The sequence below is a fragment of the Streptomyces sp. NPDC086787 genome, assembly GCF_044745865.1.
Classification (GTDB): Bacteria; Actinomycetota; Actinomycetes; order Streptomycetales; family Streptomycetaceae; genus Streptomyces.
This window is the reverse complement of sequence record NZ_JBIVBC010000019.1, coordinates 44,609-68,696: the sequence shown is the minus strand read 5'-3', so window position 1 is coordinate 68,696 and position 24,088 is coordinate 44,609. Positions and strand designations below refer to the sequence as shown.

Annotated in this window: 26 protein-coding genes and 1 pseudogene; 15 read left to right on the top strand and 12 right to left on the bottom strand. The window is 70.9% G+C overall.

Going from position 1 to position 24,088, the window contains the following annotated elements:
• Window positions 1-21: 21 nt before the first annotated feature.
• The gene (locus ACIPK3_RS30450) at window positions 22-318 is read right to left on the bottom strand and encodes a DUF1876 domain-containing protein (RefSeq protein ID WP_402574864.1); all 297 of its coding nucleotides are present in this window, start codon (window positions 316-318) and stop codon (window positions 22-24) included.
• 636 nt (window positions 319-954) lie between these two features.
• Here ACIPK3_RS30450 and ACIPK3_RS30445 point away from each other — a divergent pair.
• Window positions 955-2,430, top strand: coding sequence for an AAA family ATPase (locus ACIPK3_RS30445; protein WP_402574917.1), 1,476 nt, complete (start codon window positions 955-957; stop codon window positions 2,428-2,430).
• 196 nt (window positions 2,431-2,626) lie between these two features.
• Here the strand turns inward: ACIPK3_RS30445 and ACIPK3_RS30440 are convergent.
• Window positions 2,627-2,761: pseudogene (locus ACIPK3_RS30440) on the bottom strand (hypothetical protein); the annotation flags it as partial.
• 216 nt (window positions 2,762-2,977) lie between these two features.
• Here ACIPK3_RS30440 and ACIPK3_RS30435 point away from each other — a divergent pair.
• From ACIPK3_RS30435 to ACIPK3_RS30405, 7 genes are all read left to right on the top strand, one after another.
• Window positions 2,978-4,147 (top strand): 4Fe-4S dicluster domain-containing protein, encoded by a 1,170-nt coding sequence (locus ACIPK3_RS30435; protein ID WP_402574862.1) that lies wholly within the window; start codon window positions 2,978-2,980, stop codon window positions 4,145-4,147.
• Window positions 4,144-4,962 (top strand): FAD/NAD(P)-binding protein, encoded by an 819-nt coding sequence (locus tag ACIPK3_RS30430; protein WP_402574860.1) that lies wholly within the window; start codon window positions 4,144-4,146, stop codon window positions 4,960-4,962. The genes ACIPK3_RS30435 and ACIPK3_RS30430 overlap by 4 nt, the downstream gene beginning before the upstream one ends.
• 1 nt (window position 4,963) lies before the next feature.
• Window positions 4,964-5,788, top strand: coding sequence for an oxidoreductase (locus ACIPK3_RS30425; RefSeq protein WP_402574858.1), 825 nt, complete (start codon window positions 4,964-4,966; stop codon window positions 5,786-5,788).
• A 51-nt stretch (window positions 5,789-5,839) separates the two neighbouring features.
• Window positions 5,840-7,210, top strand: a complete 1,371-nt coding sequence (locus tag ACIPK3_RS30420; protein ID WP_402574856.1) for a Ni/Fe hydrogenase subunit alpha — start codon at window positions 5,840-5,842, stop codon at window positions 7,208-7,210.
• Window positions 7,207-7,686 (top strand): hydrogenase maturation protease, encoded by a 480-nt coding sequence (locus ACIPK3_RS30415; protein ID WP_402574855.1) that lies wholly within the window; start codon window positions 7,207-7,209, stop codon window positions 7,684-7,686. The genes ACIPK3_RS30420 and ACIPK3_RS30415 overlap by 4 nt, the downstream gene beginning before the upstream one ends.
• Window positions 7,687-7,808: 122 nt before the next feature.
• A complete protein-coding gene (locus ACIPK3_RS30410; protein ID WP_402574853.1) occupies window positions 7,809-8,684 on the top strand; it encodes a universal stress protein in 876 nt (291 codons plus the stop codon).
• Between the two features lie 326 nt (window positions 8,685-9,010).
• Window positions 9,011-9,454: a universal stress protein gene (locus tag ACIPK3_RS30405; RefSeq protein ID WP_402574851.1), complete on the top strand. Its 444-nt coding sequence runs from the start codon at window positions 9,011-9,013 to the stop codon at window positions 9,452-9,454.
• Between the two features lie 40 nt (window positions 9,455-9,494).
• On the opposite strand, the gene ACIPK3_RS30400 is transcribed toward ACIPK3_RS30405, so the two are convergent.
• The 8 genes from ACIPK3_RS30400 to ACIPK3_RS30365 all read right to left on the bottom strand — a co-directional run bounded on the left by ACIPK3_RS30400 (window position 9,495) and on the right by ACIPK3_RS30365 (window position 17,237).
• Window positions 9,495-10,151: a potassium channel family protein gene (locus tag ACIPK3_RS30400; RefSeq protein WP_402574850.1), complete on the bottom strand. Its 657-nt coding sequence runs from the start codon at window positions 10,149-10,151 to the stop codon at window positions 9,495-9,497.
• Entirely contained in the window at window positions 10,148-10,807 is a 660-nt protein-coding gene (locus ACIPK3_RS30395) for a potassium channel family protein (protein ID WP_402574848.1), read from the bottom strand. The genes ACIPK3_RS30400 and ACIPK3_RS30395 overlap by 4 nt, the downstream gene beginning before the upstream one ends.
• Window positions 10,808-13,531 (bottom strand): cation-translocating P-type ATPase, encoded by a 2,724-nt coding sequence (locus ACIPK3_RS30390; protein ID WP_402574846.1) that lies wholly within the window; start codon window positions 13,529-13,531, stop codon window positions 10,808-10,810.
• Window positions 13,532-13,640: 109 nt separating this feature from the next.
• On the bottom strand, window positions 13,641-14,096 hold the full coding sequence (locus tag ACIPK3_RS30385) for a CBS domain-containing protein (protein WP_402574844.1): 456 nt from the start codon (window positions 14,094-14,096) through the stop codon (window positions 13,641-13,643).
• A gap of 32 nt (window positions 14,097-14,128) precedes the next feature.
• Window positions 14,129-15,118: an Acg family FMN-binding oxidoreductase gene (locus ACIPK3_RS30380; RefSeq protein WP_402574842.1), complete on the bottom strand. Its 990-nt coding sequence runs from the start codon at window positions 15,116-15,118 to the stop codon at window positions 14,129-14,131.
• Between the two features lie 30 nt (window positions 15,119-15,148).
• Window positions 15,149-16,027: a universal stress protein gene (locus ACIPK3_RS30375; protein WP_402574840.1), complete on the bottom strand. Its 879-nt coding sequence runs from the start codon at window positions 16,025-16,027 to the stop codon at window positions 15,149-15,151.
• Complete coding sequence (locus tag ACIPK3_RS30370; protein ID WP_402574838.1) at window positions 16,011-16,301, bottom strand: DUF1918 domain-containing protein; 291 nt, start codon at window positions 16,299-16,301, stop codon at window positions 16,011-16,013. Before ACIPK3_RS30370 ends, ACIPK3_RS30375 begins: the two co-directional genes overlap by 17 nt.
• A 423-nt stretch (window positions 16,302-16,724) precedes the next feature.
• Complete coding sequence (locus ACIPK3_RS30365) at window positions 16,725-17,237, bottom strand: ArsI/CadI family heavy metal resistance metalloenzyme (protein ID WP_402574836.1); 513 nt, start codon at window positions 17,235-17,237, stop codon at window positions 16,725-16,727.
• 89 nt (window positions 17,238-17,326) lie between these two features.
• Here ACIPK3_RS30365 and ACIPK3_RS30360 point away from each other — a divergent pair, with 89 nt between their 5' ends.
• The 7 genes from ACIPK3_RS30360 to ACIPK3_RS30330 all read left to right on the top strand — a co-directional run bounded on the left by ACIPK3_RS30360 (window position 17,327) and on the right by ACIPK3_RS30330 (window position 23,057).
• A complete protein-coding gene (locus tag ACIPK3_RS30360) occupies window positions 17,327-17,719 on the top strand; it encodes an ArsR/SmtB family transcription factor (protein WP_402574834.1) in 393 nt (130 codons plus the stop codon).
• Window positions 17,716-18,465: an aquaporin gene (locus ACIPK3_RS30355; protein ID WP_402574832.1), complete on the top strand. Its 750-nt coding sequence runs from the start codon at window positions 17,716-17,718 to the stop codon at window positions 18,463-18,465. Before ACIPK3_RS30360 ends, ACIPK3_RS30355 begins: the two co-directional genes overlap by 4 nt.
• A 40-nt stretch (window positions 18,466-18,505) precedes the next feature.
• A complete protein-coding gene (locus ACIPK3_RS30350; RefSeq protein ID WP_402574830.1) occupies window positions 18,506-18,928 on the top strand; it encodes an arsenate reductase ArsC in 423 nt (140 codons plus the stop codon).
• 20 nt (window positions 18,929-18,948) lie between these two features.
• Window positions 18,949-19,422, top strand: a complete 474-nt coding sequence (locus tag ACIPK3_RS30345; RefSeq protein ID WP_402574915.1) for a GNAT family N-acetyltransferase — start codon at window positions 18,949-18,951, stop codon at window positions 19,420-19,422.
• Window positions 19,423-19,518: 96 nt separating this feature from the next.
• Entirely contained in the window at window positions 19,519-20,784 is a 1,266-nt protein-coding gene (locus ACIPK3_RS30340; RefSeq protein ID WP_402574828.1) for an APC family permease, read from the top strand.
• 437 nt (window positions 20,785-21,221) lie between these two features.
• Window positions 21,222-22,124 carry a universal stress protein gene (locus tag ACIPK3_RS30335; RefSeq protein WP_402574826.1) on the top strand — a complete coding sequence of 301 codons (903 nt, stop codon included), beginning with the start codon at window positions 21,222-21,224 and terminating at the stop codon, window positions 22,122-22,124.
• Window positions 22,125-22,148: 24 nt separating this feature from the next.
• The gene (locus ACIPK3_RS30330) at window positions 22,149-23,057 is read left to right on the top strand and encodes a universal stress protein (RefSeq protein ID WP_402574824.1); all 909 of its coding nucleotides are present in this window, start codon (window positions 22,149-22,151) and stop codon (window positions 23,055-23,057) included.
• A gap of 40 nt (window positions 23,058-23,097) precedes the next feature.
• On the opposite strand, the gene ACIPK3_RS30325 is transcribed toward ACIPK3_RS30330, so the two are convergent.
• Both ACIPK3_RS30325 and ACIPK3_RS30320 read right to left on the bottom strand, forming a co-directional pair.
• Window positions 23,098-23,700, bottom strand: coding sequence for a sulfocyanin-like copper-binding protein (locus ACIPK3_RS30325; RefSeq protein ID WP_402574822.1), 603 nt, complete (start codon window positions 23,698-23,700; stop codon window positions 23,098-23,100).
• Window positions 23,697-23,975, bottom strand: coding sequence for an SHOCT domain-containing protein (locus ACIPK3_RS30320; protein ID WP_402574913.1), 279 nt, complete (start codon window positions 23,973-23,975; stop codon window positions 23,697-23,699). Before ACIPK3_RS30320 ends, ACIPK3_RS30325 begins: the two co-directional genes overlap by 4 nt.
• Window positions 23,976-24,088 lie beyond the last annotated feature (113 nt).

Here is a 24,088-nt window from a genome sequence, read left to right as displayed (position 1 = left end):
ATCGCATGAGACCTTCGGAGTTCAAGCGGGCCTTCCAGCCGTCTGAGGAATGTGAGGAATGTTCGGTCGGGACGTCGTCATACCTTGGACGTCGTGTTCGGCGGCCTTCAGCAGTTGGTGGGCGAGGTCGTGCATGGCCCTCCCCGCCGCCAGTTCGTCGCCGATCTCCGGCACGTTCGTGTCCGCCGGACTGCAGTGCGCGGTTCCGTGCCCGGTGAGCTCCGTGGTGCCGGTGTCCAACGTGATGTGTGCCTTCGTTGTCCCGTCGTCGTCTTCGAAGAGGTGGAGACGCACGCTCCACTGTTCGGTGTGCGACATCGGTCTCTCCTTGCCTGTGTGTCCGCGCGCGACTCAAGTCCGAGCAGCGGCGTTCCAGGTGACCGCGACGGAGGGGCGCGACGGCTGAAAACCAGGTGGGTGGCCTCCAGCCGGCCACCGGGCGGTCTCCTGTTCCATGATCAGACGGCAGCGCTCCTCGGCCACAGGGCCGAAAGTCCCCGTAAACCGGCGACCGGCCCTGGAAGCAGCCGACTGTGTTGTCCGGGGCGTTCACTATGCGGGACGGCGTCGACGGCCAGGGACACCGCCGCAGCCCCCACATGCGCCACGGAGAGGCACAGGGGATGCTCGAACGGGAGAACGCCTCGCGTCGGTAGCAGGTGCCGTGCGGGTCGATCGCCCGGGCCGGGGATCGTCCGCCGCTCCCTCAGCTTCTTACGCGAAGGAGGCCGTCGCCATGCCACCAGTCGTCACCGCAGGCCGCACGGCATGCCGGGGGTGCTGGCCGCTCCCCGCTGGGCCGCCGACGCACAGACGAGGAGGCCACACATCTCGTGTGCTTCCCTCTCGCCGTCGGTTTTCATGACCGAGTCCAGCCTCGGCGCGTCTCGGGCCGACGAGTCCGCGCTCCAGCGGGCTGCCAGGCATGACGGTGATCCGCCCCCGCGCGCCCGGGTGTGCGAGACGCACACAGCGACGCTGTTCTTCGTCGGCGACCGGGCCTACAAGCTCAAGAAGCCGGTCGATCTGGGATTCCTGGACTACACCACGGTCGAGGCACGCCGGGCCGCTTGCGAGCGCGAGGTGACCCTCAACCGCCGGTTTGCTCCTGATGTCTACGTGGGCCTGGGCGAGTTCCGTGGCCCCGATGGGGAGGCGCCTGAACCGGTCGTGGTGATGCGCCGCATGCCGGAGGACCGCCGCCTCTCCCGTCTCGTACGGGCCGGTGCGGCCGTGGACGATGCCCTTCGGACCCTCGCCCGGCACTTGGCAGCGTGGCACGCCGCCGCACCCCGCGGCCGCGAAGTGGACGAACAGGGCACGCGGGACGCGCTGTCGGCACGATGGGAGGCGAGCTTCGCCCAGCTGCACGCGCTGGCCGCGGAGGGCGCCGTGCCCGAGCACGTGGCGGAGATCGAGCGGCTGGTGCACCGCTATCTCACCGGCCGCAAGCGGCTGTTCGACAGCCGCATCGAGCAGGGGCGGGTGGTCGACGGCCACGGCGACCTGCTCGCCGAGGACGTGTTCTGCCTCGGTGACGGCCCCCGCGTCCTGGACTGTCTGGAGTTCGACGACCGCCTCCGCTACGTCGACGGCCTGGACGACGCCGCCTTCCTGGCCATGGACCTGGAACGGCTCGGCTTCCCGGACGCGGCGGCGTACTTCCTCGCCGGATACGGCGAGTACTCCGGCGATCCCGCGCCCCCTTCCCTGTGGCACCACTACGTCGCCTACCGCGCCTTCGTCCGTGCCAAAGTCTCGGTGATTCAGGCTCGCCAGGGAGCGCCCGGCGCGGACGCAGCGTCGCGGAGCCTTGCCGCCATGGCACTGCGCCACCTGCGCACCTCCGCCGTCGGCCTCACCCTCGTCGGCGGACTGCCGGGCAGCGGGAAGTCCACGCTCGCCGGTGCGCTGGCCGACCGGCTGGGGGTCACGCTGCTCAGCAGCGACCGCATCCGCAAGGAGCTGGCGGGCATCCCGGCGGAGCAGTCCGCCGCGGCCGGCTATGGCGAAGGGCTGTACACGCCCGAGTGGACGGCCAGGACGTACACAGCGCTGCTTGACCGCGCAGCCCTGCTGCTGTCCTCCGGCGAGTCCGTCGTTCTGGACGCCACCTGGTCCGATTCCCCCCATCGTGAGGCGGCGGCGCAGGTGGCCGAACGCACCAGCGCCGAACTGGTGGCCCTGCACTGCCGCGTGCCGGGCGACGTGTCGGCAGCCCGCCTGGGCACACGCACCCCCGGCGCCTCCGACGCCGACGCCGAGATCGCCGGTGCCATGGCCGCGAAGGAACCGCCGTGGCCCGAAGCCGTGCCGGTCGACACCACAGGCGCACTGGAATCCGCCGTCTCCCGGGCGCTGACGGCGGTACGCCCGTGGGGCACCGGTCAAGCCCCGGTCTTCCGTCGCCCGTACATGGAGCCGGATTGAGATGCACGGGTGGGTACTGCGAGGGTGATCGTGGAGGTGGGGGAGCGAGGAGCGAAGTCGGTGCCGAGCGTCGTGCGCTGGTGCCGGGCCAGGGCGGTGCCCATCGCGTACAGGTTGTTTTCGCAGACCAACAGCAGGTGCGGCCCCACAGGGCGGCGAGTGTGCCAGTCTCGTGGAACTCGCCCTCGGCGAAGGCGCCGTCACCGAAGAAGCAGCAGGTGACACGAGTGCGGCCGGTCATGCGGTCGGCGAGGGCCAGGCCGGCCGCGGAGGCCGCCGCCGAAGATGGCGTTGCCGCCGTAGAAGCGGCGGTCGGCGTCGAAAGGTGCATCGAGCCGCCCCGGCCGCGGCTGCAGCCGGCAGGCACCTGTGACAGCCGTCCGAGGTGCGCAGTCGCCGGTTCGCCGGGGGCAACGGGACCGATGGACCCCACGTAGGTGCACACGTGGCTCTGTCGGCGCGGCGCCGTGCCGGAAATGCTGCCATCGTGGGTCTGTGGGGACGGTGGGGCTCGATGTGCCGTCCGCTGTGCCGAAGGAGGTCGGTCATGAGCGCCGACGGCGATGTGAACACTTCTCGGCCGCCCGCGTCCGACGGGCTTGTCATAGACAAGGACGGCATGGGAACGCTCGTGGACGTGCTGGTCCGGCGAGGGTTCACCGTGGTCGGACCCACGGTGCGGGACGGTGCGATCGTACTGGCGGAGCTGCCGTCGGCCGACGAGCTGCCGTACGGATGGGGCGTGGAGCTGGAGGCCGGGCGGTATCGGCTGCGGGAGCGGTCGGACGGCGCGGCCTTCGCGAACGCCGCGGGCCCCCAGTCGTGGAAGTCCTTCCTGCATCCGTCGCGGGTGCGGGAGTGGAGTGCCGACCGGGTGCAGGGGGAGCTGGTCCTCGCTGCCGACCAGACCGCGTCTCCGCGGTACGCCTTCCTGGGTGTGCGCCCGTGCGATCTGCGGGCCATCGCCATCCAGGACCGGGTACTGACCGGCGGCGCGTACCGCGATGCCACCTACGAGGGGCGTCGCTCCGGGGCCCTGCTGATCGTGGTCGAGTGCTCAGAGCCCGGCGCCACGTGCTTCTGCGTCTCCATGGGCACCGGGCCCGCTGCCGGTCCCGGCTACGACCTGGCGATGACCGAGGTGGTCGACGGGGACGGGCACCGCTTCTGGGTCCGCAGCGGCAGCCCGGAAGGCGCGGAGATCCTGGCCGAGGTGCCCGCTCGTCCGGCCGGCCCGGAAATCCGGGAGAGGGCCCACGCAGGCGTCACGGCTGCCGCGGAGCGCATGGGACGGACCATGCCGGAAGCCGACCTGCGGGAGCTGATGGCCGGGACGCTCGACGCGCCCCGCTGGGACGATGTCGCCGGGCGTTGTCTGACCTGCGGCAACTGCACCATGGTTTGCCCGACCTGCTTCTGCACCACTACCGAGGACGTCACGGACCTCACCGGTGACCACGCGGAGCGGTGGCGCTTGTGGGACTCCTGCTTCGACCTGGACTTCTCCCAACTGCACGGCGGGCCGGTCCGCGCCTCCTCGCGCAGCCGCTACCGGCAGTGGATGACGCACAAACTCGGCACCTGGTACGACCAGTTCGGCTCGTCGGGTTGCGTGGGCTGCGGGCGCTGCATCGTGTGGTGTCCGGTCGGTATCGACATCACAGAGGAAGCCGCTGCCCTGCACGACTGGACGGCAGCGGAGCCGAAGGGGGGATGACCACCGTGCCGTCCCCGCTGCCCTATCGCGTCGCCGATACCTGGGCCGAGACATCCGACACCCGGTCGATCGAGCTGGTACAGGCCGGGGAAGGACTCTCACCCTTCGCACCGGGGCAGTTCGCGATGATCTACGCGTTCGGAGTCGGTGAGGTGCCCATCTCGGTCAGTGCCCTACGCGGCCGCCACGGAGGTCTTGTCCACACCGTGCGCGCGGTGGGCGCGGTCTCGACCGCGCTGTACCGGCTGCGCCCGGGTGACAGCGTCGGGCTCAGCGGGCCGTACGGCACCGGCTGGGACCTGGAAGCGGCGGCCGGACACGACGTTCTGGTGGTCGCCGGCGGCATCGGGCTGGCTCCGCTGCGGCCGGTCGTGCACACGGTCCTGGCCCGGCCGGCGGAGTACGGTCGGCTCGCCCTCCTGGTCGGTGCTCGCACCCCTGTCGACCTTGTCTTCCAGGACGAGATCGAGAACTGGCGCGGTCCGGCCCGGGTGGAGGTGACCGTCGACCGCCCCGGACCGAGCTGGCGTGGCGCGGTGGGCGTGGTCACCACCCTCCTCGACCGCCTCGACCTGCACCCCGAACGGACCTGCGCACTGGTTTGCGGACCCGAGGTCATGATGCGGCACACCGCACGCGACCTCGTGACCCGCGGGCTGGCCCCGCACCGCGTCCAGGTGTCCTTGGAACGCAACATGCGCTGCGCCACCGGCCATTGCGGCCACTGCCAGCTCGGCCCGCTCCTGCTGTGCCGCGACGGGCCGGTGGTCGGCTATGACCGAGTGGCGGATCTGCTTCTCGTGAGGGAGCTGTGACATGGTCATCGAACTTGGCCCGACCATACGCACACGGCCGACGCTCGCCGTGTGGAAGTTCGCCTCCTGCGACGGCTGTCAGCTGACCCTCCTGGACTGCGAGGACGAACTCCTCGGCCTCACCGAGCGTGTTCGGATCGACCACTTCGTGGAGATGACCCCGGCCGAGGGCGTCGACCAGGAGCGTGCGCGGCTGGAGGGGCGGGGGCCGTACGACCTGTCCCTGGTCGAGGGGTCGATCACCACCGCCGCGGACGCCGAGCGGATCCAGCACGTCCGCAGCATCTCCCGGTACCTGGTGACCATCGGAGCCTGCGCCACCGCGGGCGGCATCCAGGCACTACGCAACTTCGCCGATGTCGACGACTTCCTCGCCGCCGTCTACGCCCAGCCGGAGTACATCGCCACCCTGGAGACGTCGACGCCGATCTCGGCGCACGTGCCGGTCGACTTCGAACTGCGAGGGTGCCCCATCGACCGCCGCCAGCTCCTCGAAGTCATCGACGCCCACCTGGCGGGTCGTAAACCCCAGATCTCGAACCACAGCGTCTGCTTCGAATGCAAGAGGCGCGGCACCACCTGCATCACCGTTGCCCACGGCACCCCCTGTCTGGGTCCGGTCACGCACGCCGGGTGCGGCGCCGTCTGCCCTGCCTACGGCCGCGGCTGCTACGGCTGTTTCGGACCGTCGAGCAAGCCCAACCTTCGCTCCATGATCGCGCAGTTGCGCCACGACGGGCTCAGCGAGCGGGACATCCAGCGTGTCTTCCGCACTTTCAACGCCGCGTCACCGGACTATGCCCCCGTAACCCATCTCGCGGGCTGAGGCACAGCGGAGCCTTCCGGTCTGACGGACGCCCGCCCCGGAAAGGCGCGCATGAACCATCGCGGAACCCGCGTCCTGCGGCTGGACGCGCTGGCCAGGGTGGAAGGCGAGGCCGCCCTCCACCTACGCGTCGAGGGTGACACCGTCGCCGAGACGTGGCTGCGCATCTACGAACCGCCACGCTTCTTCGAGGCCTTCCTCAGCGGCCGCGGCTACACGGAGCCGCCCGACATCACCGCGCGCATCTGTGGCATCTGCCCGGTCGCCTACCAGATGAGCGCCTGCCGAGCGATCGAGAACGCCTGTGGTGTCACGGTGGACGGCTCCCTCGCGGAACTGCGCCGCCTGCTCTATTGCGGGGAGTGGATCGAGAGCCACACCCTGCACATCTACCTGTTGCACGCCCCGGACTTCCTCGGGCGCGCAGACGTCGTGGAGCTCGCCCGCGACCAGCGAGCCGCCGTCGAGCGCGGCCTGAGGATCAAGCAGACCGGCAACGCGATCCTCGAACAGCTCGGCGGCCGCCCCATCCACCCGGTCAATGTCCGGGTCGGCGGCTTCTACCGGACCCCCGATCGCGAGGAACTGCGTCCGTTGGCGGAACGGCTGCGGCAGGCCCGGGAAGACGCGCTGGAGACCGTCCGCTGGGTGGCGGCGTTCGACTTTCCCGACGCGGTCTGCGACCACGACCTGCTCGCCCTGTGTGATCCCGGCCGTTACGCGATCGACTCCGGAACACCGGCGGTGATGATTACCCAAGGCCAAGGCCAAGGCCAAGGCCAAGGCCAAGGCCCGGCGCTGCGCGAGTTCCCCCTGGTCGAATTCGAGCAGCACGTCCAGGAGGGGCAGGCGCCGCACTCCACTGCTCGCACGGCCACACTCGACGGCCGCCGCTACCTGACCGGGCCGCTGGCCCGCTATGCGGTCAACAACCGTTGGCTTCACCCGGTGGCCGCAGAGGCGGCGCGGGACGCCGGCCTGGGTGACCCGTCCACCGGCGCCATCTGCGACAACCCATACCGCAGCATCGTCGTACGCGCCGTGGAAGTGGTGCAGGCGATCGAGGAGGCCCTGCGGATCATCGGCGGATACGAGCGACCTCCCCGCCCGGCCGTCGAGGTCCCGCCGCGCCGGGCTGTCGGCACCGGGGCCACCGAGGCGCCCCGGGGCCTGCTGTACCACCGCTACGGCCTCACCGAGGACGGCACTCTCACCGAGGTCCGCATCATCCCGCCCACGGCCCAGAACCAGACGGCCATCGAGGAGGACGTGCGCAAGGCCGTCCAGGCACGCCTTGAGACAGCCGGGCCCACCGCCGACGACGAGGAGCTCGTCCGTCTGTGCGAACGGGTCATCCGTAACCACGACCCCTGTATCTCCTGCGCCGCCCATTTCCTCGACGCGACCGTGGAGCGCACATGAGCGGTCGGGTCGTGGTGATCGGCGTGGGTAACCCCCTGCGTGGTGACGACGGCGTCGGTCCGGCCACGGTGGAGGCGTTGCGAGGCCGTGCCCCGGACGGAACCGTCCTGACGGTCAGCGACGGCGAACCCGCACGCATGCTCGATCTGTGGCGCGGCGCGGACACGGTGGTCGTGGTGGAAGCCCTCCGCGGACAGCCGGGCCGGCCGGGGGAGCTGCACACCCTCACGGCGGCGGACGCGACTTCCCGGTCAGCGGCTACGGCGAGCACCCATGCGCTCGGCCTCGGAGAGTGCCTAGCCCTGGCGAAGGTACTCGGGCAGCTGCCGCCGAGGCTCGTGGTGCACGCCATCGAGGTCGCGGACGTCGAACTCGGCGCGCCCCTGAGTGAAGCGGTGCGGTCGGCGCTCCCCGAATTGGTCGACCGGGTCGCCGCTTCTGTGCGGCAGGCACACGGGCTGGATCACGAGCAGTAAGGGGCCGATGGTCCTCCTGCATGGGTCGATGCGCCCTCGCGACCACCGTCACGGGGTGCGACGGTGGGGTTCATCCGCAACACCGCGCGACTTGGGCGGCTCCACGAAAGGTGGTGGGGACGATGACCCTTCCTCTGGTGGTGGGCGTGGACGGATCGGACTCGTGCCTGCCGGCGGTCGACTGGGCCGTGGACGAAGCCGCCCGTCATGGCGTCCCGCTCAGGCTGCTGTACGCCTCCCTCTGGGAGCGTTATGAGGCCGGCCTCCCGGTGGTGGGCTGCGAGCGGCCCGCCGGGCAAGTGCTGGCTCAGCACATCGTTGCCTCCGCGGCCGACCGCGCCGAACGGCGCAACCCGGATGTGAGGGTCACCACCGACATCGTCCGGGAGGACGCCGTGGAAGCTCTCGTACGCGCTGGTGACGAGGCGTTCGCTCTGGTGACGGGTTCGCGCGGCCGTGGTGCGCTCAAGGGTCTGCTGCTCGGGTCGGTTGGCCTCGGCATGTCCGCACGAGCACGCTGCCCGTCGGTCGTGGTGGGGGGCGATCGCGTGGGCCTGGAGGGTGTGCACGAGCGGATTCTGCTCGGCCTGGGCGAAACCGACACGAGCGCGGAGGCCGTGCGTTTCGCCTTCCGCGAGGCCGAGGTGCGCGGGTGCGTCCTGGACGTCGTGCGGGCCTGGCGCAGGCCCGCCTTCGACAGGAGCGGCGACCGGTTGGAGCCCGGCGGCCCGGCGGACACGTACGAGGAGCGTGCCTCCGCTGTGATGGATGCTCTTCTCGGGGCGGCGAGCGCCGAGCATCCGCATGTCCGGACGCGCCCGGCGGCTCTTGAGGGACCGGCGGGCAAAATCCTCGTGGACCGATCGGCTGCTGCTGATCTCGTGATCGTCGGAGCTCGGCGCAGAACGGGGCCCTTCGGATTCCAGCTCGGTTGCGTGAGTCATACCCTGCTCCACCACGCGAAGTGCCCTGTCGCCGTCGTGCCCGCACGGCAGTGAGCGCGTTCAGAGGACGTCGGCAACAGCATGCGCTCGTCCGCCGCGTCGCGAGCACCCAGGCGGACGGAGCGACGGTCGGACGCATGGCGCACCGCCGGCCTTCCTCGCTGAGGGCGACGGGCGAATCGGCCCGGTGGGACCGGGAGAGGAACGCGTGGAGCCCCGCTGGGTCACACGCTACGGGGCGCTGACAGCACCGTCGCCCCCGCCGCCCGCGTCATGCCGCCGGATGTCCATCGGTGGCGGTGTCGCCACGGGTCCCGCAGCGTGGGGAACATGGGCGGAACGGCCCGGTGGGCGTGGACACCGAAGGAGAGGCGGGACGCATGGGCACGGATGTCTCGGAGCCACGAGTGGTGGTGGGCGTCGACGGGTCGCGGTCCTCGTACGAGGCTCTGTGCTGGGCCGTGCGTTACGCCGGTCTGGTGGGCGGCACTGTGGAAGCGATTGCGGTGTGGGAACTGCCGGGCCTGTACGGCTGGTCGGGGCCCGCCGTGGACATGGACGTCGACGAGGAGGAGACCCAGCAGAAGATGACGCAGGAACTGACCGACGTGCTCGGCGCGGAGACTGCGGGCTCGGTGCGGACCCATGTGGTCCACGGCAATGCCGCTGACGTCCTGCTGCGCGCCGCTGAAGGAGCCGAGGTCCTGGTGGTGGGCAGCCGGGGCAGGAGCGGGTTCACGCGTGCCCTTCTCGGCTCCGTCAGTCAGCATGTGTCGCAGCATGCGAGCTGCCCGGTCGTGATCGTGCGTTCCCAGGAGCAGTGACCCGTGCCGTTGCTGTGGCCCGGTGCTGGGCGGGACCAGCTCACTGGAATGCCGCGTGAATCTCCTGTTCGGTCGCCTCGTGCGACACGAGCAGGAGCTCGTCGCCGGGGAGGAGCCGCACCTCGGGGGCCGGGACCGTGGGCAGGCCGTCGCGCACGACGGTGGCGACCACGGTGCCGGCGGGCAGCTCGATCTCACCCAGCCTGTGCCCCGCTGCCCGGGACTCCTCGGTGATCGCGGTCTCGATGACCTCGACGCCCGCCTTGCTCAGACGCAGCAGTGCCACCGTGTCCGTGGCACCGGTGGCCTCCTCGATGAGGGAGATCAGTGGAGTGGCCGCTGGCACGGCCACGTCAACGCCCCACCGCTGATCGAAGAGCCAGGCGTTCTCCTCCTCGTTGACGCGGGCGGCCACCCGCCCAACTGCGAACTGCCCCTTGCAGAGCAGACTGATGACGAGGTTGTCCTCGTCACTGCCGGTGGCGGCGATGACGAGGTCACAGGCGAGGGCTCCCGCGTGCTCAAGGAGCGCCGGTTCGCAGGCGTCCCCGGCCACGACGCGTACGTGTGGCAGTTCGCCGAGTTCGGCCACGCGGTCGTCGTCGTACTCGACGAGGGTGACCTCATTGCGGGCGACGGACAGCACCTGGGCGATCTGGGTGCCGAGGCGGCCCGCACCCGCGATCAGGACCCTCACGTTCCCAGCTCCTTGTCGAGAAAGCCGCTCAGTCGGCCCAGAGCCGTGGCGGCGACGCTGAAGGTGACCAGGTCGCCGGGCTCGGCCAGGACTCCGTGGGCGGGGAGCAGAGAGCGTCCGGCGCGGGTGATCTCCACGACGCGGATGTCGCCGTCGACGTCGAACTCGGTGACCTGCCGTCCGGTGAGATAGGAGGGCAGCTGGGAGCGGACGAGTAGTGTCTCGCCGTTGCCGAAGGCGAGTTCGGAGGTGAGGTGACGGTGCAGCAGCATCTGGTGGATGCGGTTGACAGCCCAGCGGACGCTGGAGATCGTCGGAATTCCCAGTTCCCGGTAGATGTCGGCGCGGCGTGGATCGTGGATGTGGGCGAGGACGATGGGGACCCGGTACGTCTCCTTCGCGGTCCGCGCGCTGACGATGTTGCTGCTGTCCGCGGACGTGACCGCGACGAAGGCGTCCGCGCGGGTGACTCCGGCGGCCTCCAGCACGGAGCGGCTGAAGCCGTTGCCGACGTGGAAGGTGCCGGGGAAGCCCGGCGACAGCTTCTTCTGCGCTTTCGGCTGCCGGTCGACGAGCCGAACGTCGTGGCCCTCGGCGACGAGCTGCGTGGCCAGCGTGGCTCCGACCCGGCCGCAACCCGCGATGATCACTCTCATTCATCTTCCCCCCTTCAGGGGTGTCCTCCGGCGCCGTAGCGCCCATTTCCTGAGTTCCTCGGCAGCCAGCAGCAGCGCTCCGAACGCGGCCAGAACCGCCCAGTCGGCGGGAGCCAGTGGCGCGGTGTGGAAGAGCGCCTGGAGCGGTGGCGCATAGCTGATGGCGACCATCAGCCCGATTCCGAAGCAGCCTGCGGCCAGCAGCCAGGGATTGGTCAGCAGGCCGGCTCGGAAGACGCTCTGCCGGTCGGTGCGCACGGCGAGGGCGTTGAAGAACTGGCTGACGACGATGCCGGCCTGGACGATGGTGATCGCCTCCCGGTAGACGGGATCGTTCTTGGTGAAGTCCGCGTAGGGGATGCCGGAGGCGTGAATGTGCCAGAAGAAGACGGCGCATACGCCGAGGGACTGGATACCGCCGAGGAAGAGGATGCGGCCCATGACAGACGTCGAGAAGAGTCGTTCGTGGCGGGGCCTCGGCGGGCTGTTCATGACGTCGGGTTCCATCGGTTCCGCGCCGAGCGCGAGGGCGGGTAGCACGTCGGAGCCGAGGTCGATGGCGAGGATCTGTACGGCTGTGATCGGCACCAGTGGGAATCCGGCGAAGGTGGCCGCGAGGATCGGTACGAGTTCGGCGATGTTGTGGCTGAAGAGGTAGATCAGGAACTTGCGGATGTTGCGGTAGACCGAGCGGCCCAGCCCTACCGCGGTGCTGATGGAGGCGAAGGAGTCGTCGAGCAGCACCATCACTGCGGCCTCGCGGGCGACGTCGGTGCCGGACGCGCCCATGGCGACGCCTATGTCGGCATGCTTGAGGGCGGGGGCGTCGTTGGCCCCGTCGCCGGTGACGGCCACGACCTCACCGCGCCGCTGCAACGCGGTGACCACTCGCATCTTGTGCTCTGGACTGACGCGGCACAGCAGCAGTTCACTGGAGTCCGCCAGCAATGCGTCCAGGCCGTTGTCGTCCAGCGTGTCCAGCTGGGTGCCCGTCGCCACGGCCGGGGCCGGCTCGCGCACGATGCCGACGCGGCGGGCGACGGCCTCCGCGGTGAGGGGATGGTCTCCGGTGACCATGACGATGCGGATCCCGGCCCGTCGGCACGCGTTCACCGCGTCCCGCACCTCCGGCCGGGGCGGGTCGTACATCCCCGCGAGCCCCAGCAGCGTCAGCTCCGACTCGACGTCCACGAGCGACGGCCGGGGACCGGCCAGCCGCCGCCGGGCGACCGCCAGTACGCGCAGGCCCTGTGCGGCCATGCCGTCCGCCGCAGCCGCGACTTGGGTGCGGGCCGCATCTGACATCGGTGTCCTCGTGCCGCTGCGGTCGATGGCATCGCAGCGGGCGAGCAGTTCGACCGGCGCACCTTTGACGTAGGCGAAGAAGCTTCCGTCGTCGCCGCGGTGCACGGTACTCATGAGCTTGCGCCCGGGGTCGAAGGGATGCTCCGCCACCCGGGGTGAACCGGCCTCTTCCTGCGCCGGATCCAGGCCGGCTTTGCGGGCGGCCACCAGCAGGGCCCCCTCGGTGGGGTCTCCCAGCACGCGCCAGGAGTCCCGTCCGGTCGGTGGCACCAGTCGGGCGTTGCTGCACAGAGCAGCCGCTCGAAGCAGCTCCCGTACGGGACCCGCGTCGGTGATCTCGCCGACCGGCGCGTACCCCACCCCGGACACGGCGTGCGACGCACCGTCCGCCCACACCTGGACCACGGTCATCTCTGCCTGTGTGAGGGTCCCCGTCTTGTCGGTGCAGATCACGCTCGTCGAACCCAGCGCCTCCACGGCCAGCAGTTGCTTGACGAGCGCGTGTCGGCGAGCCATACGGCGTACACCGATCGCCAGCGAGACGGAAAGCGTGGCCGGCAAACCCTCCGGCACCAGAGCGACCATCACGCCGAGTGAGAAGACGAACGTGTAGACGAACGGCTGCCCGCTGGGCAGACGCACAGCGAAGAGAACGGCGCCGGTCGCGAGCGCCACGCCTGCGACCCGGCGAGCCATGACGGCGACCTGCCGTTGCAGGGGGGTCTGCTGCCTCGGGGCAGCGGCGGTGAGCCGGAAGATCCGTCCGAACTCGGTGGCCGTACCCGTAGCGAACACGACGGCCTTCGCGGTGCCCGAGACCAGGTCGGTGCCCATGAACACGCAGTTGCGAGCCTGCAGCAGCGAAGCGGCGGGTACTGGTGCCGCAACCCGCGCGACCGGATCGCTCTCGCCGGTGAGCGCTGCGTTGTTGACGGCGGCTTCCTGCACCTCGACCAGCCGGCAGTCTGCAGGCACCGCGTCCCCGGCCTCAAGGATCACCACATCGCCCGGCACCAGTTCCCTCGCGGACAGCTCGCGCCGCTCGCCGTCGCGCAGCACGCGACAGGTGTGCGGCACCATCGCCTGCAGGGACTCGGCCGAGCGTTCGGCGGAATATTCCTGCGCGAAACCGATGCCCGCGTTCAACAGCACCACGCCGGTGATCGCCAGGGCCAGTTGGAGGGTGGCCGGATCCCGGGGTTGCCCCAGCCAGTACGCGAGAAACGTGATCGCCGAGGAGACGAGCAGGACCACCGCGAAGAGGTCGGTGAACTGCGCGACCAGCCTCCGCCAGACCTGGCCTCGGCCTACGCCGGGCAGCTCGTTGAGGCCGTAACGGTCCCGACGTGTGGCTGCCTCGGCCGACGTGAGACCGCGCGGAGAACTTCCCAGGACGGCAAGGACGTCGGAAGTCGGCACCGCGGGAACGGACGAGGCCAAGGTGTTTCGCCGATCCGGTGGTGGCGTCGTCGTGACGCCGGTCGGTGGTCCGCCCTCGCGGAGAGTGGCCGTCGCCTGCCGAGCCGGTTCAAGGCTCATGCGGGGCTCCGGTCTGCGAAGGGCCGGGCGGCTCCTGCAAGACGCTCCAGGCGACCGGTCCCATCAGGTCGGCCAGTCGCCGCAAGACGTCGAGGAACAGGTCGTCGATCGTCAGCACGCCCACCACCCGGCACGCGTCGAGAACCGGAAGTCTGCGGACCCCCGTACGGCGAAACGTCCGATAGGCCACCTCCAGGTCATCCGTCGCTTCCACCTGGACGACACCTGGCGACATGACCGCGTCCACCCTGGCCTCCAGATCCAGGCCGCCGCCCATGCCACGTACGGCGAGGTCGCGGTCGGTGACGATGCCGAGCAGCGTCCCGTCCTGGACCACGAGGACCGAACCGACGGCGCATTCGGCCATCCGGCGGGTCACCTCGGCCAGGGACGCGTCCGGTGCGACGCACACCGGGGGAGCGGTCATCACCTCGGAGACCTTCACGTGTCCCCTCCTCACTGCCCTATGGGTCCGCGTCAGAGGACGTCGAGTACATCGGCCACCGGCCGCCGTGGACTCGCCGGGCCTTCGGGGCCGTAGCCCAGCCGGATCACCATCTGGACGTGTGCCATGGATGAGAACGGGTCGCGGGCCGTCCACCGAATCTCCGGCCATTCCAAAGGCTGGGAAGTGACCGAGGCGGCGAGCCCGTCCGCGGTGGCCCGGAGCAACACCCGCTCCAGCGCCTGACCGGCGCACAACCAGTCCACTGGCTCGTCATGGCCTGTGCCCAGCAGGGCGATGTTCGGATGCTTCTCGAAGGGGGCCCAGCCGCGCCCGGTCATCGAACGGCCGACGGTGAAGTCGCGCACGGGCGCCGAGGCACCGCGTTGCCGAGGACCGAACGCCTCGCCGGGGATGCCGTCGGCCGCCGCGGCGGCAGCCGACGGCTCCGTGCGCGTCCACTGCGCCGTTTCCCCGCGTACTTCCGGGTCCACGGCCTCCCTGCCCTCGGCGTCCCGAACCAAGTCCAGGATGGTCTGCACGTGCCAGGCGCCAGGGAACAGCAGCTGTGCGCCTTCGGCGCCGGCCGCGTCGCAGAGCCTCCGCCTCACGGCGGCGGGGATCGCCTCGTCGCGGAAGGGCAGCCGGCTGGAATGGCGGCGCCGGACAGCAGAGCCCAGCTGGGCGAGTGCCCCGTCGGGTGGCCCGGTGCCGCACAGATGCACTTCGGCGAGGAAGTCCGGACGGGCCGGGTCGGGCAACAGGCGGACGAGTGGCGCCAGTCCCGCTGCCGCGGCGGCCACGCGCAGATTCAGCAGCGCGGCGCCGCAACCGATGTGCAGGCCTCGATGCTCCGGGTCGGTACGCGGCAGAGCGCGTTCCAGGTCCGCGTACAGGCGCAGAACACCGATGTCCCGCAGATAGCGGAAGGTCCAGGGCTGCGCATTGTGCAGCGAGGGCGCTGCGATGGCGTCCGTCACGAGGGCGGTGACGTCGTTCAAACCGAGAGGTTCAGCGGTCATGGTGGCTTCCCTTCGTGCCGGACCTCGGTTTCAGCCCGGTGTCGGGACGGCGATGACAGGGCAGGCGGCGTGGTGCAACACGCCTTGGCTGACCGAGCCCAGCAACAGGCCGGCGAATCCTCCACGGCCCCGGGTCCCCACCACGAGACCCAGCGCATGCGCCGAGGCATCGGTGAGAACTTTGACGGGATGACCGAGGACCACCTCGTGACGCAGGTCGACCTCGGGGAAGCGGGCGTGGCTGCCCGCCACGATCTCGGAGAGCAGGCGCCGGCACTCCTGCTGCGGCTCGTACTCGTCGAAGATCCTGATCGGTCCGGGCTCCCAGACGAGCAGGGCCCGTAGTTCGGCGCCGCGCAGGGCTGCCTCCTCGAACGCCCAGTCGACCGCGGTGGCCGAGTGTTCGCTGCCGTCGACGCCGACGACGAAGTACGCCGGCTCCTGGGTGATGTGTTCCGGCTCGGGGATGACCACCAGGGGACAGTGTGTATGGGCCATGACCGGCAGGGCTACCGAGTGCGACCCGAACGCCGCCTCCCGGCGGCCCAGGTGCCGCGATCCCAGTACGACGGCGGCGGCGTCGCGACTCTGCTCGCGCAGCACCCACACCGGGTCGCCCTCCGCGAGCAGCACGTCCACCTCGGCCTGTGGGTGCCGAGCCGCGACGAAGTCGGCGGCCTCCTCCAGCACCTGCCGGCCGGCTTTGTGCAGCGCCTCGTTCCACTGCTCCCACGACGGTGGGACCTCCCGTCCGCGGTAGCCCCTGGTGGGGACGCCCTCGACATGGAGCAGGCGCAACGGCAACCGCCGTCGGGCGGCCTCGTCGGCCGCCCAGGCCAGCGCCATCCGATGGCCGGGTTCAGGATCGAGACCCACCACGATCGGCCTGCGATCAACGGGCCGGGTCATGGTCGCCTCCGGTCACCAGATGGCGGATGCAGGCGTCGGGACCCGGGAAGTACAGGGTCACCCTCCCGCTGTCGGCCCAGCGCACGTCGTAGGGCGGGCCGCCGTCCGGGTGGTGGAGGCCGACGATCTCGCCGTCTCGTGCGATGGCTCCGGTCGTGGCCCCCCGTACGACGATCTCGTCGCCGACGCGGGCGCGCGCCGAGGTACCTGTCGCGTCGGGGCCGGTGGTCGCCATGGCCCGGTCGCTCTTCCTCAACCGTTCGGGAACGGACATCGTCCTCGCCTCCTCCCTGCGGTGGCACGGAGGGATGTCGCCACCGATTCCATGGAAGCCTTGGGCACTGTCGGCCTGCCAGGGGCCATTGGTCCCCGTGGCGGCCCTGCCGACCCTCCGCTTGCACGGGGACCGGTCAGTGGCCGTGGCCGAGGGGCGTCCGGGACCATACCGAGCTGGCTGCGCGGCAGGGTCAGCAGCACCTCCTCCCAGGTGCGGTCCAGGGAGCCGTCCAGGTACCCGCTGTGTCCTTCGGGGGCTACTGCGCCCCGCTGTCGTGCGCCAGGTAGAACCTCAGGTTCACCACTTCTTCGACGGCTCACACCAGCCGTGCGGCCACCGGGGCGAGGGCAGTGTCGCGGCCTCGCCCGGTGGGCCTCACGACACGTCGTGCACGTCCACCTGCACCGTCGACGTCGGCACTCAGCTGCCGCACGCGCAGTCGGCGGCGGCCTTCGCCACGGCCGGGCGCTGGGTCGTGTCGAGGCCTTCCGCGTCCGGCGTGCAGCAGGCTGCTGTGGTGCCGCGGCGGGCATCCGGAGCGCCCTCGGCGCTCTTGCCGAGGGTGTTGGCGTCGGCCTTGGCGACGTAGACCTCCCAGGGCTCCTTGCCCGGGCCGGTCACCCACACCTTGTCCTGCAGCGCGTAGCAGCAGGAGGTGTCCTTCTCCTCGAAGGTGGCCAGGCCCGCTTCCTTCAGCCGGGCGGTGGCGGCGGCGACCTGCTCGGTGGTCTCGACCTCGACGCCGAGGTGGTCCAGGCGGGTGGCCTCGCCCGCCTCGCCCTCGATCAGGACGAGCTTCAGCGGGGGCTCGGCAACGGCGAAGTTCGCGTAACCGGGGCGGCGCTTGGCCGGCTCGGCGCCGAACAGCCTCGCATAGAAGGCGATGGAGCCCTCGAGGTCGGCGACGCGCAGGGCGAGCTGAACACGGGACATGGCGGCTCTCCTTGATTCGGAGTCTTGTATCGACGCATGTCGATACAGTGAGCTTGCCTCTCCGAATAGATGGCTGTCAACATAGGCGTATGTCGAATCTGGAACTTCCGGTGCTCGGCCCGGACGATGCGGCGTCGTGCTGCTCGCCGATGGTCCGCGAGCCGCTCGGCGAGCAAGCCGCCGCCGACCTGGCGAAGATGTTCAAGGCTCTGTCGGACCCTGTGCGGCTGCGGCTGCTGTCCCTGATCGCCTCGCACGAGGGCGGCGAGGCCTGCGTCTGCGACCTGACCGGCCCGTTCGACGTGTCCCAGCCGACGATCTCCCACCATCTGAAGGTGCTGCGCGAGGCCGGGCTGGTCGGCTCCGAACGGCGCGGGACCTGGGTCTACTACTGGGTGCTGCCCGCCGCGCTGGCCAAGCTGTCCTCCCTGCTCCGGGCCCCGGTCGGCGCGGCACCTGCGGCGTCCGGGGGTGTGAGTTGACGCAGACAGCTCAGCTCGGGCGCCGGGCCGCGGCCGAATTCGTCGGGACCGGTGCGCTGGTCGCCGTCGTGGTCGGCTCCGGCATCCAGGCCACCAAGCTCTCCAGCGATGTCGGCGTGCAGCTGCTGGCCAACTCGCTGGCCACCGTCTTCGGTCTCGGCGTGCTGATCACCCTGTTCGGCCCGGTCTCCGGCGCCCACTTCAACCCCGTGGTCACCTTGGCCGCGTGGTGGACCGGCCGCCACGGCAAAGAGGGGCCGAGTCCGCGCGAGGTCGCCGCGTACGTGCCCGCACAGATCCTCGGTGCGATCGGTGGGGCGGTGCTGGCGGACGCGATGTTCGCCGAGCCGCTGGTGCACTGGTCCACCCACGACCGCTGGGCTCCGCACCTATGGCTGGGCGAGGTCGTCGCCACCGCCGGCCTGGTGCTGCTGATCCTCGGCCTGGCCCGCGCCGGCCGGGCGCACTTCGCCCCGGTCGCGGTCGCCTCCTACATCGGTGCCGCGTACTGGTTCACCTCCAGCACTTCGTTTGCCAACCCGGCCGTGACGAGCGGCCGTGCGTTCACGGACACCTACGCCGGCATCGCCCCGGCCTCGGTGCTGCCGTTCGTCGCCGCCCAGCTCGTCGGCCTGGTGGTGGGCGTCGCCCTGGTCGCCCTGCTGTTCGGTCGCCCCGCCGCGGCCGATGCCGAGGACGTCGTGGTCCCGCACGGTGAGCAACACCCGGCCGCCGTCAGCCGCTGAGCCCTGTCCCGCCCCGTTCCTGCCAGAAGGAAAGAAGCCCGTGAGCACTCCCGCCGTCGCCCCGTCCGTGCTGTTCGTCTGCGTGCACAACGCAGGCCGCTCCCAGATGGCCGCCGCCTTCCTCACCCGCCTCGGCGGCGACCGGGTCGAGGTCCGCTCGGCCGGCTCCGCCCCGGCCCAGACCGTGAACCCGGCCGTGGTCGAGGCGCTCGCCGAGGTCGGCATCGACATCTCCGCCGAGGTGCCGAAAGTGCTGACCGTCGAGGCGGTGCAGGCGTCCGACGTGGTGATCACCATGGGCTGCGGTGACGCCTGTCCCTATTTTCCCGGCAAGCGGTACCTGGACTGGAAGCTGGAGGACCCGGCCGGACAGGGCGTCGAGGCCGTGCGCCCGATCCGCGACCAGATCGAGCAGCGCATCCGTCGCCTGCTCGCCGAGCTCGGCATCGAGCCGGTCGCGTGAGCGGGGCGACCGTCGCCGGGATGCTCCCGGAACACGCCGACCAGGTGCTGGCGATCTACCAGGCCGGAATCGACGGCGGTGACGCCACCTTCGAGCGAGCCGTGCCGACCTGGGAGGCCTTCGACGCCTCCCGGCTCACCGAGCACCGCCTGATCGCCCTCGACGGCGGCGGCCGGGTGGTGGGCTGGGCCGCGGTCGGACCGGTCTCCGACCGGTGCGCGTACGCCGGGGTGGTCGAGCACTCCGTCTACGTCCACCCCGACGCCCGGGGCAAGGGCGTGGGTCTGGCGCTGCTGGAGGCACTGCTGGCCTCCACCGACGCCGCCGGGATCTGGACGGTGCAGTCCGGCGTCTTCCCGGAGAACACCGCCAGCCTCGCTCTCCACGCCAAGGCGGGCTTCCGCGTGGTCGGCACCCGCGAGCGCCTCGGCAGACACGGCGGGCTCTGGCGCGACGTCGTACTCATCGAGCGACGCAGTCCCGTCGTCTCCTGACCTGCGATCCGCTGCAGCGAGGTACATCCCAGCCGCTGCAGCCTCAGTACCACTGTCCGGCCGAGCCGGCGACGCTCGTCATTGAGAGGTCAGAGCATGAACACGTCGGCTCCACTTGCCGGTCCCGGGGAACTGAAGCGACACCTGGGCCTGTTCGACGCCGTGGTGATCGGGCTCGGGTCGATGATCGGCGCGGGCATCTTCGTCGCCCTCGCCCCGGCCGCATCCGCCGGCGGTTCGGGGCTGCTCCTCGGGCTGGCCCTGGCGGCCGTGGTCGCGTACTGCAACGCCACCTCCTCGGCCCGGCTCGCGGCCCGCTACCCGCAGTCCGGCGGCACCTACGTCTACGGCCGCGAGCGCCTGGGCGAGTTCTGGGGCTATCTGGCCGGCTGGGGCTTCGTGGTCGGCAAGACCGCCTCCTGTGCGGCGATGGCGCTGACCGTCGGCTCCTATGTCTGGCCCGCCCAGGCCCACGCCGTAGCGGTCGCCGCCGTGGTCGCGCTGACCGCGGTCAACTACGTCGGCGTGCAGAAAGCCGCCTGGCTGACCCGCGCGATCGTCGCCGTGGTCCTCGCGGTGCTCGCCGCCGTGGTCACCGCCTGCCTCATCAGCTCGGCCGCCGATACCGGCCACTGGGCCGTCGGTGCCGACGCCGACTTCCACGGTGTGCTCCAGGCGGCCGGGCTGCTGTTCTTCGCCTTCGCCGGATACGCGCGCGTCGCCACCCTCGGCGAGGAGGTCCGCGACCCGGCCCGCACCATCCCCCGGGCCATCTCGATGGCACTCGGCATCACCCTGGTCGTCTACGCCGTGGTCGCACTCGCCGCCCTGGCCGTGCTCGGCTCCGACCCCCTGGCCCGCACCACTGCGCCGCTGGCCGACGCCGTCCGTGCGGCCGGTGAGCCGGGCCTGGCCCCGGTGGTGCGCGTCGGCGCGGCAGTGGCGGCGCTCGGCTCGCTGCTCGCGCTGATCCTCGGCGTTTCGCGCACCACCCTGGCGATGGCCCGCGACCACCACCTACCCCACGCCATGGCCGCGGTGCATCCGCGTTTCCAGGTCCCGCACCGCGCCGAACTCGCCGTCGGCGCCGTCGTCGCCGTGCTCGCGGCCACCGCGGATGTGCGCGGCGCGATCGGCTTCTCCTCCTTCGGCGTGCTCGCCTACTACGCCGTCGCCAACGCCTCCGCCTGGACTCTCACCCCCGCCGAGGGCCGCCCGCCCCGCATCGTGCCCGTCCTCGGCACGGCCGGCTGCCTCGTCCTGGCCTTCTCCCTCCCAGCCACCTCGGTGCTGTGGGGCGCGGTGGTGATCGCGCTCGGCGCCGCCGCCTACGGTGCGCGCCGGATGCTCGCCCGCGGTTGAGGTGGCTTCAGGGGCTGTAGCTGGTCCGGGGACAGCACCTCACGAGCTGGCTCCGCCAGCCCTTCCACCCCCGGCCTCGGTGGCAAGGTAGACCGGTGGGTCCGGTCGTCAACCACCGGTGCTCGGACGTCAGCAGTTCCTCCGGCGGCCCGGCCCCTCCGCCCCGGGCTTGGCGCCAACGGCTGCTCCAATGATCCCCGAGGCCGGATGCGCGGGGTGCCGTACTGGTGACTCCACAGGGACCTCGACGGGGGTGTCCGGCTGCTTCGAGGGTGTGCCGGGGAGCCGGCCGGGGCCCGCCGATCCCTGGACGCCCCGTTCGGCTACCGCATTGCCGAGGGCCGGTCGGTCCCCGAACGGGCCCTGTGGCCCCTGATGCGGTCGGCGTCCGCGGCGCCACGCTGATGGCAGAGCCCTCGCACCGGGAGGTGGAGAACGTGTCCCGAACCGTCACTGTCGGCCTCGACGACTCGCCCGAGAGCCGGGCCGCAGCCGAGTGGGCGGCTCGCGAAGCGCTGCTGCGTGGCCTGCCCCTGAAGATCGTGCATGTCGAGGAGCCGACGCCCAAATACGTGGCCCGTACCCCGTTGCTGGAGCTTGCCGGTTACCAGCACTGGGCTCAGCAGTTGTCGCACGAGTCCGCAGTCGGCATCCGGCTTCGGCACCCGGGCATTGAGGTGACCACCGAGCAACTGACGGGGACCGTGGCCGACGTACTGTGCGAGGCGGCAGGCCTCGCGGAGCTGCTGGTGCTGGGCTCGCGGGGTCTCGGCGGGCTCGGCGGTTTCATGGTCGGCTCGGTGAGTCTGGGTGTCGTGGCCCGTGCCGAGCGTCCCGTGGTGCTCGTTCGGGCGCAGGAGCAGGCCGCTGACGAGCACAGGATGGACCCAGCGGGCGTGCCGTCCGCCGCGGCGCCGTTCCGTCCAGTCGTACTGGGCCTCGACATCGATCATCCGGACGACACAGTGCTGGAATTCGCCTTCGACTCGGCCGCCCGCCGGAAAGCCGCTCTACGGGCCGTCCACGCCTGGCCCGAACCGCCCACGTACTACCGCCTCCCCGGTGACGCCGAACTCTACGAGACGCTCGAGCGCGGACAGGCCACTCTCCTGAGCAAGGTGCTGCATCCCTGGCGGCAGAAGTTCCCGGACGTCGAGGTGATCAACGCGAGCCGCTGCGGCAGTGCCGCCGCTGTCCTCGTCAACGCTTCCCGTGACGCTTCTCTGGTGGTCGTCGGCCGGCGCATCCGCGCTGGATTCCTCGGCGCTCACATCGGCCATGTCACGCACTCGGTCCTTCACCACATCAGCGCCCCCGTCGCGGTCGTCGCGCACGGCTGAGCCGCCGCCCAAGGAGGAGACCCCATGAAGGAACCAGCCGCACGGGCCTTCGGCGAGCCTGTGGACCTCCCGATCGTCGTCGGTGTCGACGGCTCCGAGCCGAGCCTACGAGCCGTCGACTGGGCTGCCGACGAAGCGGCCGTGCGCGGGGCGTCGCTTCATCTCGTGTACGCCTCGCTCTGGGAGCGTTACGAGGGCGCGTCCGTGTCCGACGACCTGGGCACGTCGTCGGAGGAGGTGATGAGCCAAGACATCGTCGAGACCGCCGAGTGGCGCGCCCGTCACCGGCAGCCAGGCGTGAAGGTCACCACCGACGTACTGCCCGAGGAAGCCGGATACGGTCTGATCCGGGAGAGCCGCAGCGCCCTTGCCGTGGTCCTGGGCTGCCGGGGCCGCAGCGGTGCGACCGAGGCACTTCTCGGCTCCGTCAGCGTCATGGTGGCCGGCCACGCGCACTGCCCGGTGATCGTGCTGCGCGGAAGTCATGACAACCAGGCCCGCTCGGGGGCACGCGGTCGCATCGTCCTGGGGGTGAGCGAGAAGCCGACGCACTCGGCCGGCGTACGGTTCGCGGTCGAGGAGGCCCTGCTGCACGGGGTACCGCTGGAGGCTGTGCGGGCTTGGCGGCGACCGCTGCACGAGCCCCGCCCGCATCCGCTGCTGACCGGAGAACCGGCCCACCTGCAAGAGCGGCAAGCCGCGGAAACGGTGGAGGAGGCGCTGCGGGACACCCCGGCAGACCTGGAGGTGTACCGCCGTACGATCGAGGGCTTCGCCCGTGACGCCCTGCTGGCGGTGTCGCGTGAAGCCGACTTGTTGGTCGTCGGGACCCGGCGCCGCCAGGGTCACTTCGGGTTCCACCTCGGCCGCGTCGCCCATGGGGTGCTGCACCACGCCGCCTGCCCGGTGGCCGTGGTACCGGAGTGCGGCTGAGCCCGCCCCGCACAGGCAGCGGTCACAGCACCTCCTGCGGTCACCGTGTGACGTCCAGCTCCGTGTACATGCCGGCTGTGTAGTGGCCGGGCAAGTTGCAGACCAGCTCATACCGGCCTGGCTGCAGCGTCATCGTGGTCCATGCCGACGCGCCGGGCGTGATGCCGTTCCCGGCGCCCGCACCGCAGCTGCGCGACGCCTCACCCAGGCTGCCCGTCTCAGTGACCTTCCCGTCAGAACCGGTGGGGCGTCCACCCGCGGCCTGACCCGTTGGCAGGGGCAGCACGACCACCTCGTGGGAGAGGGTACCCACGTTGGTGACCCGCAGCGACACCACGCCGGCCGGGACCGTGCTCGGTGCGGCGCTGATACGCATCATGCCCATGCCCTGCCAGCCGGTAGCCGGGGTATGCCAGTTGGGGCGGCCCATCATGCCCGGCCCCACGTCCCCCACGGTCACATCCACCACGTGGCCTTTCAGGGCAGGTGCACCGCACTGCGCGCCTGGCCCTCGCCAGGCCGTCGGCGCACTGCTGCGGAAGGCACCGGTGGCGGCGAACAACAGTGTGGTCGCGATACCCAGCACCAGTGCGGCGGCTGCCCCAGCAAACAGCCAGATTCCGCGTGGGCGCCACGCGCTCACCGGTGCTCCCGAAGCAGCGCCAGACGCCGCTTGTATTCGTCTTCGTCGATCTCCCCACGAGCGAACCTCTCGGCGAGCAGGTCCTCCGCTCGCTCGCTTCCCCACCCGGGCTCCCCGGAAGGGGGAGGCGGGCCGCACCGGTGGCCGTGATGACCGCTGGCGAGGTGGCGGACCAGCGCGACGATCCCGGCAATCACCAGCGCCCAGAACAGCACCATGAAGATGGCCATGAAGAACCAGCCGCCCCAGCCCCAGCTGCCGTCATACCACATCATCTCGATCACCTACTCTTGGTGGGCGCAAAGCCCCCACTTCCAGAATGCGCCAGCGGAGGCCGTTACGACTGGCCTGCTCACCACCCTCCCGCAGGGCAGAGGGCCGGTTAAGG

Excerpts from the sequence above, each read along its gene's own strand:
- ACIPK3_RS30320 (WP_402574913.1), bottom strand. The coding sequence starts at position 23,975 with ATGATGTGGTATGACGGCAGCTGGGGCTGGGGCGGCTGGTTCTTCATG.
- ACIPK3_RS30405 (WP_402574851.1), top strand. The coding sequence starts at position 9,011 with ATGGGCACGGATGTCTCGGAGCCACGAGTGGTGGTGGGCGTCGACGGG.
- ACIPK3_RS30365 (WP_402574836.1), bottom strand. The coding sequence starts at position 17,237 with ATGTCCCGTGTTCAGCTCGCCCTGCGCGTCGCCGACCTCGAGGGCTCC.
- ACIPK3_RS30380 (WP_402574842.1), bottom strand. The coding sequence starts at position 15,118 with ATGACCGCTGAACCTCTCGGTTTGAACGACGTCACCGCCCTCGTGACG.
- ACIPK3_RS30370 (WP_402574838.1), bottom strand. The coding sequence starts at position 16,301 with ATGTCCGTTCCCGAACGGTTGAGGAAGAGCGACCGGGCCATGGCGACC.
- ACIPK3_RS30420 (WP_402574856.1), top strand. The coding sequence starts at position 5,840 with ATGAACCATCGCGGAACCCGCGTCCTGCGGCTGGACGCGCTGGCCAGG.
- ACIPK3_RS30415 (WP_402574855.1), top strand. The coding sequence starts at position 7,207 with ATGAGCGGTCGGGTCGTGGTGATCGGCGTGGGTAACCCCCTGCGTGGT.
- ACIPK3_RS30430 (WP_402574860.1), top strand. The coding sequence starts at position 4,144 with ATGACCACCGTGCCGTCCCCGCTGCCCTATCGCGTCGCCGATACCTGG.
- ACIPK3_RS30435 (WP_402574862.1), top strand. The coding sequence starts at position 2,978 with ATGAGCGCCGACGGCGATGTGAACACTTCTCGGCCGCCCGCGTCCGAC.
- ACIPK3_RS30375 (WP_402574840.1), bottom strand. The coding sequence starts at position 16,027 with ATGACCCGGCCCGTTGATCGCAGGCCGATCGTGGTGGGTCTCGATCCT.
- ACIPK3_RS30450 (WP_402574864.1), bottom strand. The coding sequence starts at position 318 with ATGTCGCACACCGAACAGTGGAGCGTGCGTCTCCACCTCTTCGAAGAC.
- ACIPK3_RS30340 (WP_402574828.1), top strand. The coding sequence starts at position 19,519 with ATGAACACGTCGGCTCCACTTGCCGGTCCCGGGGAACTGAAGCGACAC.
- ACIPK3_RS30425 (WP_402574858.1), top strand. The coding sequence starts at position 4,964 with ATGGTCATCGAACTTGGCCCGACCATACGCACACGGCCGACGCTCGCC.
- ACIPK3_RS30410 (WP_402574853.1), top strand. The coding sequence starts at position 7,809 with ATGACCCTTCCTCTGGTGGTGGGCGTGGACGGATCGGACTCGTGCCTG.
- ACIPK3_RS30395 (WP_402574848.1), bottom strand. The coding sequence starts at position 10,807 with ATGAGAGTGATCATCGCGGGTTGCGGCCGGGTCGGAGCCACGCTGGCC.
- ACIPK3_RS30345 (WP_402574915.1), top strand. The coding sequence starts at position 18,949 with ATGCTCCCGGAACACGCCGACCAGGTGCTGGCGATCTACCAGGCCGGA.
- ACIPK3_RS30360 (WP_402574834.1), top strand. The coding sequence starts at position 17,327 with ATGTCGAATCTGGAACTTCCGGTGCTCGGCCCGGACGATGCGGCGTCG.
- ACIPK3_RS30330 (WP_402574824.1), top strand. The coding sequence starts at position 22,149 with ATGAAGGAACCAGCCGCACGGGCCTTCGGCGAGCCTGTGGACCTCCCG.